15 protein-coding genes are annotated in these 15,903 nt (G+C 56.4%); 10 read left to right on the top strand and 5 right to left on the bottom strand.

Annotated features, from left to right (window positions below):
- Positions 1-209 precede the first annotated feature (209 nt).
- The 4 genes from VRY85_RS11740 to VRY85_RS11725 all read left to right on the top strand — a co-directional run bounded on the left by VRY85_RS11740 (position 210) and on the right by VRY85_RS11725 (position 3,897).
- Positions 210-1,154 (top strand): siderophore ABC transporter substrate-binding protein, encoded by a 945-nt coding sequence (locus VRY85_RS11740; protein WP_414598785.1) that lies wholly within the window; start codon positions 210-212, stop codon positions 1,152-1,154.
- A 34-nt stretch (positions 1,155-1,188) separates the two neighbouring features.
- Entirely contained in the window at positions 1,189-2,151 is a 963-nt protein-coding gene (locus tag VRY85_RS11735; protein WP_414598784.1) for an ABC transporter permease, read from the top strand.
- A gap of 67 nt (positions 2,152-2,218) precedes the next feature.
- Entirely contained in the window at positions 2,219-3,142 is a 924-nt protein-coding gene (locus VRY85_RS11730; protein WP_414598783.1) for an iron chelate uptake ABC transporter family permease subunit, read from the top strand.
- A complete protein-coding gene (locus VRY85_RS11725; protein WP_414598782.1) occupies positions 3,139-3,897 on the top strand; it encodes an ABC transporter ATP-binding protein in 759 nt (252 codons plus the stop codon). Before VRY85_RS11730 ends, VRY85_RS11725 begins: the two co-directional genes overlap by 4 nt.
- 138 nt (positions 3,898-4,035) lie before the next feature.
- Here the strand turns inward: VRY85_RS11725 and VRY85_RS11720 are convergent, their stop codons facing one another.
- Positions 4,036-4,593 carry a histone gene (locus tag VRY85_RS11720; protein ID WP_414598781.1) on the bottom strand — a complete coding sequence of 186 codons (558 nt, stop codon included), beginning with the start codon at positions 4,591-4,593 and terminating at the stop codon, positions 4,036-4,038.
- A 219-nt stretch (positions 4,594-4,812) separates the two neighbouring features.
- On the opposite strand from VRY85_RS11720, the gene VRY85_RS11715 reads away from it, so the two are divergent.
- A complete protein-coding gene (locus VRY85_RS11715; protein WP_414598780.1) occupies positions 4,813-5,289 on the top strand; it encodes a hypothetical protein in 477 nt (158 codons plus the stop codon).
- Positions 5,290-5,302: 13 nt separating this feature from the next.
- On the opposite strand, the gene gltX is transcribed toward VRY85_RS11715, so the two are convergent.
- Positions 5,303-6,706 carry a glutamate--tRNA ligase gene (gene gltX / locus VRY85_RS11710; RefSeq protein ID WP_414598779.1) on the bottom strand — a complete coding sequence of 468 codons (1,404 nt, stop codon included), beginning with the start codon at positions 6,704-6,706 and terminating at the stop codon, positions 5,303-5,305.
- Positions 6,707-6,806: 100 nt separating this feature from the next.
- Here gltX and VRY85_RS11705 point away from each other — a divergent pair, with 100 nt between their 5' ends.
- Positions 6,807-9,269 (top strand): GNAT family N-acetyltransferase, encoded by a 2,463-nt coding sequence (locus VRY85_RS11705; RefSeq protein ID WP_414598778.1) that lies wholly within the window; start codon positions 6,807-6,809, stop codon positions 9,267-9,269.
- Between the two features lie 5 nt (positions 9,270-9,274).
- Here VRY85_RS11705 and VRY85_RS11700 read toward each other — a convergent pair whose 3' ends face one another.
- Together VRY85_RS11700 and yjgA are read right to left on the bottom strand one after the other, a co-directional pair.
- The gene (locus VRY85_RS11700; RefSeq protein ID WP_414598777.1) at positions 9,275-9,955 is read right to left on the bottom strand and encodes an alpha/beta hydrolase; all 681 of its coding nucleotides are present in this window, start codon (positions 9,953-9,955) and stop codon (positions 9,275-9,277) included.
- Positions 9,952-10,515 (bottom strand): ribosome biogenesis factor YjgA, encoded by a 564-nt coding sequence (gene yjgA, locus VRY85_RS11695; protein WP_414598776.1) that lies wholly within the window; start codon positions 10,513-10,515, stop codon positions 9,952-9,954. The genes VRY85_RS11700 and yjgA overlap by 4 nt, the downstream gene beginning before the upstream one ends.
- Positions 10,516-10,650: 135 nt before the next feature.
- On the opposite strand from yjgA, the gene pmbA reads away from it, so the two are divergent.
- The 4 genes from pmbA to rpsI all read left to right on the top strand — a co-directional run bounded on the left by pmbA (position 10,651) and on the right by rpsI (position 14,364).
- Entirely contained in the window at positions 10,651-12,021 is a 1,371-nt protein-coding gene (gene pmbA / locus VRY85_RS11690; RefSeq protein ID WP_414598775.1) for a metalloprotease PmbA, read from the top strand.
- Positions 12,022-12,180: 159 nt separating this feature from the next.
- The gene (locus VRY85_RS11685) at positions 12,181-13,284 is read left to right on the top strand and encodes a TRAP transporter substrate-binding protein (RefSeq protein ID WP_414598774.1); all 1,104 of its coding nucleotides are present in this window, start codon (positions 12,181-12,183) and stop codon (positions 13,282-13,284) included.
- 249 nt (positions 13,285-13,533) lie between these two features.
- Positions 13,534-13,962 carry a 50S ribosomal protein L13 gene (gene rplM, locus VRY85_RS11680; protein ID WP_414598773.1) on the top strand — a complete coding sequence of 143 codons (429 nt, stop codon included), beginning with the start codon at positions 13,534-13,536 and terminating at the stop codon, positions 13,960-13,962.
- Between the two features lie 9 nt (positions 13,963-13,971).
- Complete coding sequence (rpsI, locus tag VRY85_RS11675) at positions 13,972-14,364, top strand: 30S ribosomal protein S9 (protein ID WP_414598772.1); 393 nt, start codon at positions 13,972-13,974, stop codon at positions 14,362-14,364.
- Positions 14,365-14,557: 193 nt separating this feature from the next.
- Here rpsI and nirK read toward each other — a convergent pair whose 3' ends face one another.
- The gene (gene nirK, locus VRY85_RS11670) at positions 14,558-15,730 is read right to left on the bottom strand and encodes a copper-containing nitrite reductase (RefSeq protein ID WP_414598771.1); all 1,173 of its coding nucleotides are present in this window, start codon (positions 15,728-15,730) and stop codon (positions 14,558-14,560) included.
- Positions 15,731-15,903 lie beyond the last annotated feature (173 nt).

The raw sequence follows: 15,903 nt of genomic DNA, 5'->3' as shown, positions 1-15,903 counted from the left end.
TCGGAATGTGACATTGTCGCATGAGATAGTGGCGGAAATATCGTTCATGTTCTTCTTGTTCATCTACAAAAATCCGTTCGTTCCGACAGAACAAATTTGATCAATGATACAATTGCTAATCGTTATCATTTGCGTACAGGGTTCGTCTGATTGCCTCGTTTTTTCAGAGGGGATCGATCGTCAGGCCACACGCTAGCAGAGAAATCAGTATGACCAAGACCAATCGCGCCCGGCGCATCATGGGTACCTTGTTCAGCGCCGCAGTGCTTTGGGGGCTGGGAGTGGCTCCCGGGGCAGCGCAGGAAATCGTAGTCAAGCACGCGCAAGGTGAACTTGTTTTGCAGGAGACACCCGAACGAGTCCTGGTGCAGGATATTGCTGTCATCGATATTCTTGACGCTTTGGGCGTGGAAATTGCCGGCGTGCCCCGCGCCGCCCAGTTGTTCCCACCGTATCTCAAGCAGTATGCAGGCAAGGAATACATCAATACAGGTACCTTGCAAGAGCCCAATTACGAGGCGATTGCGGCGGCAGGAGCCGACTTAATGATTGTCGGTGCGCGCTCGGCAGTGAAGTTTGGCGACCTGAATCGGATTTTGCCCACCATCGACCTGACGGTCGATAACGCCAACTTCCTCACTAACGTGAAGCGCAATATTTCTACCTTGGGCGACATCTTCGCCAAGCAGGAGCGCGCTGCAGAGCTGAATGCGTCTATCGATGAAAAGTTCGAGCAGTTGCGTGCGGCAACGGCAAACAATGAAAGCAAGGCCATTGTGCTGGTAACCAATGCCGGGAAGCTGGGCGTTTATGGGCCGCGCTCACGCGTCAGCTGGGTGTATTCCGAAGCCGGCTTTAAGCCAGTGTTAGAGGATATCGACGACCGTTTCCACGGCGGCGACGCTGTCTCGTTCGAGTTCATTCTTGAAACCAACCCCGATTGGCTGTTTGTCATTGATCGCGATGCTGGCATCGGGCGGGAAGGCGCGGCCAAGCAGTTGCTGGATAACGAGCTGGTGAGTCAAACCAACGCCTGGAAAAACGACCGCGTTGTCTATCTGGACCCCATCGCAGCGTATACCGTCATGCATGGTTATCACTCTGTCATGACGCTGGCTGATCAGGTTCTTGACGCCGTTTCGGCCTCCAAGTAAGCGCCGGCCTGTTGTAACAACTAAGGATTAGCGCTTGCGTTTTCTGCTGCTAGGCATCCTCTGCCTGTTAGGGCTGGGGGTCACGTCTCTTTTCATTGGAGTCAGCGACGTTTCCATCGCGTCGCTCTGGGCCTCCGGCCCGGAAAGCCGCTCGGTTCAGATACTGCTGTCCAGCCGCATTCCGCGTACGCTGGCGGTCATTCTTGCGGGCGCGTCCATGGCAATCGCCGGGCTCGTGATGCAAATGATCGTACGCAATCGGTTTGTCGAGCCGTCGACGATTGGCACGGTGGAGTCTGCAAGCTTGGGCTTCCTGACCGTGACCTTATTGGCGCCTGATTGGCCCATCACCGCAAAAATGCTGGTGGCGGCTATCTTTGCGCTGGCGGGCACCGCCTTATTTTTACGCATACTGCGTTTAGTGCCCCTGCGTGATCCGTTGCTCGTGCCGCTGATCGGCCTCATGCTGGCCGGTGTGATCGGGGCCGTCACCACCTTTTTCGCTTATCGCTTCAATATGCTGGCGTCGTTGCTGGCGTGGTCAATGGGCGATTTTTCAGGCATTTTGCGTGGCCGCTACGAATTGTTGTGGATCGGCTTCGTGGGCATGGTGCTCGCGTGGGTAGCCGCTGATCGCTTTACAGTAGCCGGGCTAGGGCAGAACCTGACAACCAGTCTGGGGCTGAACTACAACGCGGTGGTGTCGTTGGGGCTCATTATTGTGGCGGTGGTCACGGCCTGTGTGGTGGTTACGGTAGGCATGGTGCCCTTTCTTGGTTTGATTGTGCCCAATGTAGTCAGCCTGCTCATTGGCGACAATATGCGCCGTTCGGTCCCCTGGGTTGCGATTGGCGGGGCCTGTTTTGTGCTGGCTTGCGATATTTTTGGGCGGCTGGTGCGGGCGCCATATGAAATACCGATCAGCATTGTGGTCGGGGTCATTGGTAGCGGTGTTTTCATTTATCTGCTGTTGAGAAAACCCTATGACGCCCGCTGATTCAATCACTCCAACTACACATTCGGTGCGCCCGCAGACAAGTGCTCGGCCACGGCGCGCCATCGCAGTGCTGTCTGTCCTCGCACTCGTCGCCATTGTCTGCTTTATGACGATAGGCGCCAATTCCAATTGGGGTTTCATCCTGCCGTTTCGGGGTGCCAAGCTGGTGGCTCTGATCTTGGTGGGCTATGCGATTGCCGTCTCTACCGTGTTGTTCCAGACGGTGACGGCCAATCGTATTTTGACGCCGTCAATTATGGGGTTTGACGCGCTCTATATTCTGATTCAGACCTTTATCGTTTTCTTTTTCACTTCGCAGGCTCTCACTACCCTGGATGCCAGGCTGCAGTTTGTCATTGAAGTGGCGATCATGGCGGCTTTTTCCGGCATTTTGTTCCAGTGGTTGTTCTTAAGTGGAAACCGCAGTCTTCATTTGTTGGTTCTGGTGGGGATTGTGTGCGGTGTGTTTTTTCGGAGCTTGTCAGGGTTGATGCAGCGCATGCTCGATCCCAACGAGTTTCTGGTTCTGCAAGATACTTTTTTTGCAAGTTTTAATACCGTCGATAAAACCCTGCTGGGCGTATCGGCAGCCATTGTGGGCTTGGCATCACTCATCGGCCTGAGAGTCATGCCCTATCTAGATGTCTTGACTTTGGGGCGACCGGTTTCCATCAACCTGGGTGTGCCATACAAGGCGACGGTTGCCATTATTTTGGTGGTCGTAGCCATGTTGGTGGCGGTGTCTACCGCTCTGGTCGGGCCAATTACTTTTTTTGGCCTATTGGTGGTCAGCTTGGCGCACGTGATTTCGCGCGATGGTCGTCACCGGTACATTCTGCCGATTTCCATCCTATTAGGCATTATCTGCCTGGTTGGAGGCCAGACCATTCTGGAGCGGCTGTTTGAGTTCAATACCGCGCTGTCCATCATCATCGAATTTATCGGTGGCGTGGTGTTCATTATCATGGTGTTAAGAGGAGCCATGCGGTGATCGAAGTATCGAATGTCAGCAAAACCTATGGCGATACCGTAGTTGTCGATAATGTCTCGGTCACCCTGCCCAGAGGGGGCGTGCTGTCTATCATCGGGCCGAATGGGGCGGGTAAATCCACCTTGCTGTCTATGATTGCGCGACTTACGCCAATGTCGGCGGGTAGCGTAGTAGTGGATGGGATGGACGTTACGACAACCCTCACCAGCGAGCTGGCCAAGCGTTTGGCGATCCTCAGGCAGGATAACCATATCGCGGCGCGTCTGACGGTCTACGATCTCGTCAGCTTCGGTCGCTTCCCTTACTCAAAGGGTCGGCTGACGCCAGAGGACGTCAGTCACATTGAGCAAGCGATTGTTCACCTTGACTTGCAGGATTACGCAGGCCGTTTTCTTGATGAACTATCGGGTGGCCAGAGACAGCGGGCGTTCGTCGCCATGGTGTTATGCCAGGGTACTGACTACACGCTGTTTGATGAGCCTTTGAACAATCTGGATGTGCGCCATGCCACGGGCATGATGAAGATTCTCAGGCAAGCGGCGCGACATTTGGGCAAGACCGTGGTTATTGTCCTGCATGACATCAATTTTGCGTCTACGTATTCTGACCGTATCATTGCGATGAAAAACGGTCGGGTGCATCGGCAGGGCACGCCGGAAGAGATCATCCGCGCTGATGTGTTGGAGGAAATCTACTGCACACCTTTTGAAGTTCACCACATTGGCGGCAAACGTATCGTTACCTACTACGATTGAGCACTTAATTACGGTGCCGCAGAGGCTCTGTGTGAGGGGAGAAACTCGGCCTACCCGGCCGAGTTTCTCGCTTCAAGCCAAAACGCCCGGGTTAAAGCCGGGCGGGCGAAATTGGCTGTAGCAGCTAAGAAAGACCGTTTACGGGCGGTTGCCAGTCGGGAATGGCCAGGAAGCGGCAGGATTGCGCGTTTTCTTGGCAGGTGTGGCAACAGCGGACTTCTTGGCAGCTTTAGCGGCGGCTTTGCTGATAGAAGAGCTTTTGGCTGATTGGCTTTCAATAGGGATGTCAGTCATCGGGGCTTCCTTCTTGGATGACTTCGTCGCGGCTTTGGTTGCTTTGGCCGCCGTGGACTTGGCAGCTTTCTTTGCAGCGGCGACTTTTTTTACGGCTGAGGTTGGTGTGGTTTTGGCGGCAGCAGTTTTTCCGGCGGCTTTCTTGGCGACTGCTTTCTTTGCCGCTGTTTTAGCAGGCGCTTTAACCGCTTTACTTGCTTTGGTTGCGGTTTTGGCCGTAGCTTTCTTAGCGGCTGCCTTTACCGGTGTTTTTTTTGCTGCTGCTTTTACAGGTGTGGTTTTTGCTGCTGTTTTTTTAGTGGCTGTTTCGCTTGCCGCGGCCTTTACTGTGGCCTCGCCCGATTTGGCGGCTTTCTTGGCGCTTTTCTTAGTTACCTTGGCGGCCTTGGTGGCTTTGGCCATGGCAGTGCTCCTTGGAGTGTGATTCGATTTAAAGTCTAACTGAAGCAGAAACGCCTACCAAGCATTATTCCGGTTCACAAGCGCGATTAGTCGGGTTTCAGTGCCGGCTGTCTCATAAAAGTTGCGTTCTGCTGCCGGCCATTCTATCGTGCCACCATGTGATATCAAGAGCCAGATATGTTTACTTCTCAAAGGTCACCACTCAACCTGGCAATTACTATGCGCAAAGGATTTCTGTCGGCCTTGGTCATGCTAGCGGCGATAGGGCTGGCCGGTTGCACTGCGCCACGACCAGACACCGCAGAGCCTATAGATACCCGTTGCACTTCTGCTGTCGCCGATGATGCTTTGATCGGTAATTGGTTGAGCGTGCGCAAGCAGGCAGGGGTGGCAGGCGAACTGCGCACCCATATTGTGCTGCGTGCTGATGGCACGATGAGCTACGGCGAGCAACTTAGTCGCCGAGGTAAAGCGCCCCAGGGTTTGGCGGAGACCGGCTGCTGGCAGCGCGAGGGGCGAACCCTGATTTTGCGTACGGTCGAATCCAACGGCTCGCCTGTTGACCCGCAAGACCCCATTTACATTAACCGTTACCAGATCATCCAAGAAACAGGCGATAGCCTGGAGTTACAGTCATCCGACGGCGTACGCCTGGATGCCAGGCGTATGCCGCCAGACTACCGCTTGCCTTGGTAAGTAGCGGCGGGTGTCAGCCGGCCAGACGCTCCAGTACGCGTTCGCGGCCCAGAATAGCCAATACTTGGCCAATAGCCGGGGTTTGCTTCTGGCCGGTGACTACCAGGCGCAGGGGGATGCCCAGTTTGGGCATTTTTACGCCATGCGAAGCCAACAGGTTTTTAATCAGCGCATCAATGCTTTCGGCAGACCATTCCGGCAGCTCGCGGGCCTGAGCAGCGAAGTCGGCCAGCAATTTGCGGGCGTCGTCATCCACATGCTGCGCCATGAGTTCGGCGTCAGCAGGTTTATAAGGCGTGCAGAACAACAGGGCGCCTTCGGCCAGTTCATTCAAGGTTTCGGCGCGGTCTTTCAGCAGGGCCATGACGGCGGTCAGATCGGCAGCGTTCGGGTCGCCGCCGAGAGCAGCAATGCGAGGAGCGACTCGGGTAGCGAGGTCGGCGTCGTCGCTTTGCTTGATGTATTGGGCGTTCACCCAGTTCAGTTTTTTAGGGTCCCATTGAGCGGCTGACTTGGTTAGGTTGCGCGTATCAAACCATTCGACTAGTTGTTCGCGGCTGAAGATTTCGTCGTTGCCATGGCTCCAGCCCAAGCGCGCCAGGTAATTCACCATGGCATCAGGCAGATAGCCTGCCTTGTCGTACTCCATGACGCTGACTGCGCCGTGGCGTTTTGAAAGCTTTTCGCCATCGGGGCCGAGAATCATTGGCAAGTGGCCGTAAACAGGAAGCTCGGCCCCCAGGGCGCGCAAAATATTGATTTGGCGCGGGGTGTTGTTGACGTGGTCGTCGCCGCGAATCACATGGGTGATACGCATGTCCCAATCGTCGATCACCACACAGAAGTTATAAGTGGGTGTGCCATCGGGGCGGGCGATGATGAGGTCATCAAGCTCGGCGTTGTCGATAGCAATGGGGCCCTTCACCATGTCGTTCCAGGCCGTGACACCTTCTTGTGGGTTGCGGAAACGCACCACCGGCTGGCGGCCGCTGGGGATTTCGGGAAGCGTTTTGCCCGGCTCAGGGCGCCAAGTGCCATCGTAACGGGGCTTCAACCCGGCTGCGCGAGCCTTTTCGCGCATGGCTTCGACTTCTTCCGGGGTGCTGTAGCAGTAGTAAGCTGTGCCGTCTTTCAGCATTTGCTGTATGACTTCCCGGTAGCGGTCCATGTGCTGCATCTGGTAGAAAGGACCTTCATCGGCAGTCAGGCCCAGCCATTGCATGCCGTCTAGAATGGCTTGTACAGCTTCCGGGGTAGAACGTTCAAGGTCTGTATCTTCAATACGAAGCACGAAGGTGCCGCCGTGGTGGCGGGCAAAAGCCCAGGAGAACAAGGCGGTACGGGCTCCCCCCAGGTGAAGAAAACCTGTGGGCGAGGGAGCGAAGCGGGTGCGGACGGCGTTTTGTGTAGTAGTCATGTCAAAAAGAGGTCGGCGTCGCATTGCGACGACGGCAAGGTTGGCAAGGTGCTGACAGTATTTTAGAGTAAGCCTGAAAAGTCCAAAGGGAAACGAAATCATGCTGCGTCATAGGCTGGCTGCCTTGTTTGAGCCTCGCGCCATTCTGGTGGTGTCCGACCGGCAGCTTCCGGTAGAAACCGTAACGCCTGCAAGGCTGCACAACGCTGTCACCAGTGTCACCGTCAGCCAGGCGGTAAACAACGAGTGGCCGGCACAGCTGGCGGGTGTGCCACACGGTGAAAGGCTGGATCTCACCCTGGTTTGCGTGCCGCCCGGCCTGCTGCAGCAAGTGCTTGACGGCTTGCCGCGCTACCGCCCCATGATGGTGGTGGTGCTGGCGCACCCCGAACAATCTGAAGATCCGCTGCACGATCTTGAGTATGTCCGTAATTGGAGCCAGCTCCACGGTTGTTTGGTGCTGGGGCCGCGCTCCTTCGGTGTGCAGCGCCCTCATCTAGGCATGAACCTCAGCCACCATCCACACAGCGCTCTGACCGGGCGTGTAGCGCTGGTCACGCAGTCGCGCAGTATTGCGGCGGCTGTACTGGATTGGGCCGCCGATGCGCACCTGGGGTTTTCCGCAGTCATCTCAGTAGGGGATGAAGGCGCGATTGACGTGGCGGAAGTCCTTGATTACCTGGCCATGGACGCGCGCACAGACAGCATTGCGCTTTATCTGGAAGAGGCTACCTCATCACGCCGGTTCACAAGTGCGGCACGGGCGGCGGCCAGCGTTAAACCGCTGATTGTCCTGAAAGCGGAAGAACCGCTTGACCGTGATCCAGCGCATGTGGCGGCATTCAATGCCTTGTTGCGACGTGTGGGGGCGGTGCGTATCCGCTTTATGGTGCAGTTGTTTTCGGCTATTAAAGTGCTGGTCCACACCCGCCGCCCGCGAGGCAAGCGGATTGCGCTGCTATCCAATGGCGAAGGGGCGGCCCGATTGGCGCTGGACGTCATGAAGGCGAGTGATTCGGTTTTACGAGCCGAATTGACTTCTGCCAGCAAAAAAGCGCTTAGCGAACTGCTTGAGAAAGGCGCGCGTGTAGACAACCCGGTGGTGAGCTTCGCGCCTTTTACCGCGCAGGGTATGCGCCAGATGCTCGATATCCTGGTGGAAGACAAAGCCGTGGATGGTGTGCTGGTCTTGCTGTCTCCCGATCCGCTTGCCGACCTCGAAGCCGTAGTCAACGAATTGGCTGCCGTGGCGCCCGCCTCAAAGAAGCCCATCGTCAGTTGCCTGATGGGCGATGCAGTCATGCGTCGCTTGCGACATGTCTTGGACGAAGCAGGCACGCCTGCTTTCCGTACGCCGGAATCCGCCGCCAACGCCTTTGGCATACTGGCTTCCTATCATTACAGCCAAACGCTGTCGCAGCAGATTCTGCCGCCGGAGCCGCTCAGTACGCCGCCCGACGAAGCAGGGGCGCGAGACCTTGTTCGCAAAGCGCAAAGGCAGGGGCGGCTGGAATTAACTTCTGAAGAAGTCACCCAGCTGCTGGCGTGCTTCCACATTCCTATCCGGCTGGTCGAAACCGCTCCAGACACCGCGCCAGACGATTCGGCAGCGATGGCCATACATGTTCACACCGACCCGATTTTCGGGCCTTGCATCAGTTTCGGGCGTGGGTTGGAAATACTTTCGCGTGCCGAGATGGCGGTTGAATTGCCTCCGCTTAATGCCTATCTGGCACGTCAGTTAGTGCAACGCAGCGCGTACTGGGACAACACGCTGGTGCACACCATGACACCGTCGGCTTTCGAGTTTCTGCGCGAAGCGCTGGAGCGTATTTCCTTGCTGGTGTCAGATGTCCCGGCTATTGAATCTCTGAAAATCAACCCTTTGTATGTTGAAGGCGATGCGCTGGTAGCGACAAACGTCGGGGTCAAGCTGGCCAGCGCTTCCATGCTGGTGTTGCCCGAAACGACAGGCTACAGCCATATGGCGATTCACCCCTATCCGCGACATATGGTGCAGATGCGTCAAATGCGAGATGGTCGTGAGTGGATGTTGCGGCCAATACGGCCCGAAGATGCCGAACCCTTACAAGAGTTCATCCGCGGGCTTTCAGATGAATCGCGCTATATGCGTTTTGTTTCCATGCTGAGAGAACTGACACCCCGCATGCTGGCGCGTTATACCTTGATCGACTATCACCGTGAATTGGCCCTGGTAGCCACCATACAAGAGCCCAACCCCGACCAGCGTGGTCGTTTGGTCGAGCGCATTATTGGCTTTGCGCACTATTTGCGTAACCCCGATGGTCGTGGTGCGGAGTACGCGTTGGTGATTGGCGATGAATGGCAGCGCTGCGGGCTGGGCTCGCGGTTAATGCGTGGTTTGATTGAAGCGGCCCAGGAACAAGGCCTGACCTACATTGACGGTCTGGTGTTGGGCACCAACCGGCCGATGCTGGGTCTGATGTCTCATTTGGGTTTTCGTATCGACCCCGACGAAGACGACCCCAGCATGCGGCGCGTGTGGCTGGATTTAGGCGAAACCCAGGCCTGGAGCGTGTAAAGCGCTTATTTCAGAACTTCTCGCAAGAAGGCGGCGATATCGTGAATTTCTTCAAGGCAAACCGAGTGCGGCATGGGGTAAGTCTTGAAGCGCACGTCATAGTTCATCTTCTGTAAGGCTTCCAGGGTGGCCTGAGCGCGTTCGAACGCAACGACAGGGTCCATGGTGCCATGGGCCAGGAAAATCGGCGTGTTTTGGTTGGCCGGGTGTCGTTCGTTTTCAGCCATGGCAGCCAGGGGCAGATAGCCAGACAGCCCGATGATTCCCGCCAGTTTTTCAGGGTGGCGCAGGCCGGTCTGCAATGAGATGGCACAACCTTGCGAGAAACCCGCAAGCACAATACGTTTTGTTGGAATGCCACGAGCATTTTCGCGGGCGATCAAGGCTTCAATGGCTTTCTGCGAAGCGCGCAAACCTGCTTCATCTTCGCGGCGCACAAGGTCGGGCATATAGATGTCGTACCAAGCGCGCATGGACATGCCGTTATTAATGGTGACGGGCTGGACGGGCGCGTGAGGGAAAATAAAGCGCACCGGGCCGAAGTCACCCAGTTGCAGTTCAGGCACAACGGGCACGAAGTCGTTGCCGTCGGCGCCCAGGCCGTGCATCCAGATGACGGAATAGCGTGGCTCGGGGCCGGTTTCGATTTCGATATGTTCGAGCAGCGTGTTTTCAGTGTCGGTCATGGTTCCAGATTCAGGTTTTTTAGCGCCTGAAACAAGGCGCGGTAATGTTTACGTTGAGGGTCGTGGCCGGGCTGTAGGGCCGCGTTGTGTTGCGCTTCCTTGCGAGCCGCGCGGATAAGGGCGCGAAACTGTTGCACGTCGGGCACCGCACTGCTTTGCAGCAGTTCGGTTAAGGCGTTGTCATCGCTTAAAAGCAGGTCGCGCAGCGCTTCCAGGCGGTGCTGTGCGCGGGCCTCTTCGCGCGAACCATGCGCCCAAGTGTCGAGCTGTTTGCGAATCGCCGCAGCGACGTCAGCGTCCAGGGTACGCATGAGCTTGCCGACATAATGGATTTGCCTGCGTTTGCCCTCGCGGCTGTTAGTGCGCTGCGCCAGTACGATGGCGTCGTAGAGGTCTTGGGGCAGTTCCAGCTTGCGCAAGCGCTCGGCGGACAGGTCTACCAGTTGCTTGCCGAGGTCGGTCAAGGCGAGCATGTCCCGTTTCACCTGGGATTTGCTAGGACGGTCGTACAAGGAAGCGGCGTTATCCTCTTCCTGGGGATTGGGGGAAAAATGGGTCATGGCTGACTACAATACGCGTTATGTGCAGCTATGATAACTGCGAAATCCTTTACACAAGGGAAGCTTTGAGCTGGCAGGGCGGCAAACTGACGCCAGAACCCCTTCAAAGCTCCCAAGATACTGAAAAGAGCATCGATGAGTGATAAACGTGCGGCGTCCCTGCCGATAGCAGAGCAACAAGCCCATTTTCGCGAACTTGTTTCCGACGCGCTCGCGCACGCCAAAAAGCAAGGGGCCAGCGATGCGGTTGCCGAAGTCTCTGAAAGCAAAGGGTTGGCGGTGTCGGTTCGCGGTGGCGATATTGAAACTATAGAGCAGACGCGCGACAGGGGGCTGAATGTCACAGTGTATGCGGGCAAGCGTCGCGGCTCGGCTTCTACATCCGATTTTTCCCCTAAGGCAGTGCGTGAAACGGTTGATGCGGCGTGGCATATTGCCAAATTCACCGCAGAGGACGATTGTGCGGGTCTGCCCGATGGCGATCGTCTGGCCTTGGGGCCTCACCCGGATCTGCAACTGCACCATCCCTGGGATATCGGCTCCGACGAAGCTGCCGCTCTAGCCGTGCGGGTAGAGAGGGCGGCGCGCGATGAAAGTAGCCTTATCACCAATACAGATGGTGCCTCGGTCGATACCTACGAAGGACACTTCGTAATGGGAAATACCGCAGGCTTCATGGGGGGGTATCCATACAGCCGTCACAATATCGGGGTGTCGCCCATAGCCGGAAAAGGTAGCGGCATGCAGCGCGATTACTGGTACAGCTCGACACGCGACTGGCGCGTGCTAGCCGAGCCTGAGGCCGTCGGGAGTTATGCCGCAAAGCGTGCTTTGGCGCGTTTATCGGCACGCCGCATTAAAACGGGCCGCTTCCCAGTATTGTTCGAAGCCCCCCTGGCGGTGGGGTTGATCGGCTCTCTCGTTCAGGCGGCCAGTGGCGGCTCACTGTACCGCAAAGCCAGCTTCCTGCTGGATGCAGTAGGTAAGTCGGTTATGGCCGACCATCTTGATCTCTACGAAAACCCTTGGGTGTCGGCGGCCTCGGGAAGTGGTCCTTTCGACTCGGAAGGGGTACGCACCACGCCCCGCTCAGTGGTGTTGGGCGGCGTGCTGCAGGGGTATTTTCTGTCTAGCTACACCGGCCGTAAGCTGGGGTTGCCCAGCACAGGGAATGCCGGTGGGTCGCACAACCTTGAGTTGCGTTCGCGCCTCACCCGAGACAGCGACGACCTGGATGCCATGTTGCGCAAGATGGGAACCGGCCTGTTGGTTACTGAACTCATCGGGCAGGGCGTTAATTATGTCACTGGCGATTATTCCCGCGGCGCTTTTGGTTATTGGGTGGAAAATGGCCAAATTCAACACGCGGTGCAGGAAAACACCATCGCAGGCAACCTGGCCGACATGCTGCGGCAGATCGTGGCGGTGGGCAGCGATGCCTACACCCGTGGGGCCAAGCGCACAGGTTCAGTATTGATAGAGCAGATGTCTATTGCTGGAATTTGAGGGGATTTCCATCAAAATCGGCCTGCTGGTATTGCGGTATCCCCTTAGTCATGCACACAAACATCTTGTCACGGTGTAGTATCCCTGAGGTCGGAAGAGTTTCTGTGGCTTTCGCTAACAATTATCATTAAACGGATGCTGGAATAGGAGAATCAATCAATGCAGCGTCGTTCATTTCTTAAGAAAGCGGGGCTTGGCGCCGTCGCCAGCACGGCAGCTATTGGCGCGCCGGCAATCGCCCAAAGCAATCCCAAAATTAACTGGAAGATGACCACCACTTACGGGCCATCGCTGCCGGCACTGTTCGGCACTGCACAGATGTTCTGCAAGTTTGTGGAAGAAGCCTCCGATGGCAATTTCTCCATCCGCCTGTACCCGGCCGGTGAAATCGTACCGGGCTTTGAGGTGATGGAAGCTGTTGGCAACCGCACCGTCGAATGCGGCCAGACGGCTTCTTACTACTACTACGGCAAAGACCCGTCTTTCTGCTTTGATACCGGTGTTCCGTTTGGCCTGAATGCCCGCCAGATGTATGCGTGGATGTACGAAGGCGAAGGCATGGCGCTGATGCGCGAACTGTTCGGCGAACACAACATCATCAACTTCCCGTTTGGCAATACTGGCACGCAGATGGGTGGCTGGTACCGCAAAGAAATCAACTCTGTGGCTGATCTTCAGGGTCTGAAAATGCGCACAGCAGGCTTTGCGGGTGAAGTGTTGTCGCGTATGGGTGTCATTCCCCAGCAGATTCCGCCAGGCGATATCTACCCCTCACTGGAAAAAGGCACACTCGACGCCATTGAGTTTGTAGGCCCGGCCGATGATGAAAAACTGGGTTTCCAGAAAGTGGCCAAGTACTACTATGCTCCCGGCTGGTGGGAAGGCGGCGCACAGGTTTCGCTGTATGTGAACGACAGTGCTTATAACGAACTGCCCAAGGCATACCAATCGCTTATCGATATTGCGACCCGTGCGGCCGGCAGCAGCATGGTTGCCAAGTACGATTCCACCAACCCCGACGCACTGCGTCGCCTGATTGCTGCGGGAGCGGTACTGCGCAACTTCCCGCGCGACGTCATGGACGCTGCCTTCAAGACCTCCAACGAGCTCTTCGAGGAATTCAACAACCGCGATCCCCGCTTCAAGAAGATCTACGACAGCTACATGGGTTTCCGCGATAACAACATCCCATGGCATCGTGTCGCTGAAGGTACGTTCGACAATTACCTGGGTGCAGCGTTGGCAGCGCAACGCCGCTCATAAGCAGGCGGTTCCTCTCGCGGGCCAAGTAGTCGCCGTACTACCGGCCCAGCGCCTGGCTTCTGCTTTGGCCACTAGAGGGGCAAGTCTGCGTATCTGTACGCGAAACCACCCTTGCATGGGTGGTTTCGTGTTATTATTCAAGGCTTTCCCGATTTTCAGGGTGCCGGTTTTTTCGCACGGGCGGGTCACAACGCCTTGGCGTATAGGTGTTCTGGGGAAATTTTTTCATTATTTTATTTAGGAACCATCATGAAGACCTTTGTGGCCAAGCCGCATGAAGTCAAGCGTGACTGGTACGTGATCGACGCAAAAGGCAAAGTCCTCGGGCGTGTGGCCAGCGAAGTCGCACACCGTCTGCGTGGTAAGCACAAACCAGAATTCACTCCTCACGTTGACACCGGCGACTACATTGTCGTGATCAACGCCGCCGACATTGTCGTGACCGGCGCCAAAGCACTCGACAAAAAATACTATCGTCACTCCGGCTATCCGGGCGGGATCACCGAAACCAACTTCGAGAAAATGCAGCAGCGTTTTCCTGGTCGTGCGCTCCAGAAGGCCGTCAAGGGCATGCTGCCCAAGGGTCCGCTGGGTTATGCCATGGCCAAGAAGCTCAAGGTTTATGCTGGCAATGAGCATCCGCACACTGCACAGCAGCCCAAACCTCTGGATATCTAAGGACAGGTCATGATCGGTAATTGGAACTATGGCACCGGCCGCCGCAAGACTTCGGTCGCCCGCGTGTTCATGAAAAAAGGTTCGGGCAACATCATTGTGAACGGCAAGCCCGTAGACGAATACTTCGCCCGTGAAACCGGCCGCATGATTGTGCGTCAGCCTCTCACGCTCACCAACCACCTCGAATCGTTCGATTTTCATATCAACGTGCACGGTGGCGGTGAAAGCGGTCAGGCAGGTGCAGTGCGTCACGGCATCACCCGCGCACTCATCGACTACGACGAAACGCTCAAGCCTGAGCTCAAGCAAGCTGGTTTCGTGACTCGCGATGCCCGCGCAGTGGAACGTAAGAAAGTCGGTTTCCACAAGGCACGTCGCCGCAAGCAGTTCAGCAAGCGCTAATTGTCGCCTGCATGGGTACTTTGGTACCCACAAAAGAAAGAACCCCTGGCCAATGTCAGGGGTTCTTTCTTTGTGGGTTCTTTTGGCATAGCAAGACGTCAACAACGGCCAAAAAATTCGCCGACACCTGTTGGAGTGTCGGCTATCAGGGTGTTGCGGGCACCGAAGTGTGTGCTTCGGTGCCTGGCCGGCGTTAGCTGGAGATGGGGCGGGGGGCAACCACCTGAGTCATCAGGTCGTGGTTCCAATCGCCTTCTACCACCACGTGACCTGCTGCGCCCAGTTCGAAGGCTTCGATCAGGTTGTGGTTCACGTAGGCATATACACCAGGCTGGGCGAACGTGTAGATGGCCGCAGCGGAGGCACCGCCTGGGATGAACCAGGTTTCGATGTCACGCACAGGTGTGTTCGAGAACTTGCCCAGCGGCCAGAACCAGTCTGCGTGACCCCCGATAAGGTGAGGGCGTGTGTCGCGGTTGCACTGGCCATGAACGAAGAGCACCGTTTCGCCAACTTTTGCCTTCAGTGCGCCGTCGCCGGTGAGGGCGCCGACTTTGCCGTTGAAGACCACATGCGTGGGAATCAGGCCGCGCATGGCTTCGGTGGTATCGGCATAACTTTCGATCAGGCTGTTGTACTTCTTGTAGTTGCCGTTTTCATCCTTAGGAACGTACAGGTCGTGTTCGCCTATGGTGTAAATGCGGTCGTACTTCAGGGTGTTACCGTAAGCATCCTTCAGGCCGTCGCGTGGCAGTACAAGCAGCGTGCCGTTCATGCCGGTCACAACGTGCCATGGCACCATGCCTTCGGGTGCGCAGTGGTAAATAAAGGCGCCGGCGCGGTCAGCCTTGAAGCGCAGAACAACCTCTTCACCTGGGTTGACGTTGGTCAGCGCTGCACCGCCCAGGGCGCCGGTGGAGCCGTGGAAGTCAATGTTGTGCGGCATGTTATTGGTGGCCGGGTTCACCAGGGTGAGTTCGACGTAGTCGTTCTGGCTCACAACCATAGTCGGGCCAGGCATGCTGCCGTTAAAGGTCTGAGCCCAGATCGTGGTGCCCTTGTCGTCGATGACCATCTCTTTTTCTTCGATGACCATACGGAACTCAACAACGCGGGGGCCGCCGGAAGCAATCTGCTCGTGCTCATGCACAAAGGGTGGAGCGACCAGATCAACCTTGACGCGCGGCAGCTTAGCGATTTCGTCTGCGGTGTAGGAGGTGGTGGGGGGCGGTGTGAGGCTGACTGCTTTTTTGCCGTTATTGGCTGTGTTTGCAGCGGCAGCTGCGGGAGCCGCAGCGGCGGCAACAGCGAGTGAACCAGAGACAGCACCGATGCCTGCGTTTTTCAAGAATGCACGTCGTTCCATGATATGGCTCCGTTTTGTGTAAGCGTTATGCTTTTCTTAAGGGTTGCCAAGCAGGTATCCCCCTCTTGGCGTGAATCGTTGTCGATGACCTATTGAAGCGTGAAACAAATTGAGGGTCTTTGTTTCAGCGCAAACTGAAGTGCAGATACCTGATTCGTGGTGCATAATAAAAC

The organism is Achromobacter sp. F4_2707 (genome assembly GCF_047501535.1).
Taxonomy (GTDB): domain Bacteria; phylum Pseudomonadota; class Gammaproteobacteria; order Burkholderiales; family Burkholderiaceae_B; genus Yanghanlia.
The sequence above is the reverse complement of the archived record's forward strand: the minus strand, read 5'-3'. Positions and strand labels throughout refer to the sequence as shown.

What these genes read in the sequence shown, in the direction of transcription:
- VRY85_RS11740 (WP_414598785.1), top strand. Translation starts at nt 210, where the DNA reads ATGACCAAGACCAATCGCGCCCGGCGCATCATGGGTACCTTGTTCAGC.
- VRY85_RS11720 (WP_414598781.1), bottom strand. Translation starts at nt 4,593, where the DNA reads ATGGCCAAAGCCACCAAGGCCGCCAAGGTAACTAAGAAAAGCGCCAAG.
- VRY85_RS11715 (WP_414598780.1), top strand. Translation starts at nt 4,813, where the DNA reads ATGCGCAAAGGATTTCTGTCGGCCTTGGTCATGCTAGCGGCGATAGGG.
- gltX (WP_414598779.1), bottom strand. Translation starts at nt 6,706, where the DNA reads ATGACTACTACACAAAACGCCGTCCGCACCCGCTTCGCTCCCTCGCCC.
- VRY85_RS11705 (WP_414598778.1), top strand. Translation starts at nt 6,807, where the DNA reads ATGCTGCGTCATAGGCTGGCTGCCTTGTTTGAGCCTCGCGCCATTCTG.
- VRY85_RS11700 (WP_414598777.1), bottom strand. Translation starts at nt 9,955, where the DNA reads ATGACCGACACTGAAAACACGCTGCTCGAACATATCGAAATCGAAACC.
- yjgA (WP_414598776.1), bottom strand. Translation starts at nt 10,515, where the DNA reads ATGACCCATTTTTCCCCCAATCCCCAGGAAGAGGATAACGCCGCTTCC.
- pmbA (WP_414598775.1), top strand. Translation starts at nt 10,651, where the DNA reads ATGAGTGATAAACGTGCGGCGTCCCTGCCGATAGCAGAGCAACAAGCC.
- VRY85_RS11685 (WP_414598774.1), top strand. Translation starts at nt 12,181, where the DNA reads ATGCAGCGTCGTTCATTTCTTAAGAAAGCGGGGCTTGGCGCCGTCGCC.
- rplM (WP_414598773.1), top strand. Translation starts at nt 13,534, where the DNA reads ATGAAGACCTTTGTGGCCAAGCCGCATGAAGTCAAGCGTGACTGGTAC.
- rpsI (WP_414598772.1), top strand. Translation starts at nt 13,972, where the DNA reads ATGATCGGTAATTGGAACTATGGCACCGGCCGCCGCAAGACTTCGGTC.
- nirK (WP_414598771.1), bottom strand. Translation starts at nt 15,730, where the DNA reads ATGGAACGACGTGCATTCTTGAAAAACGCAGGCATCGGTGCTGTCTCT.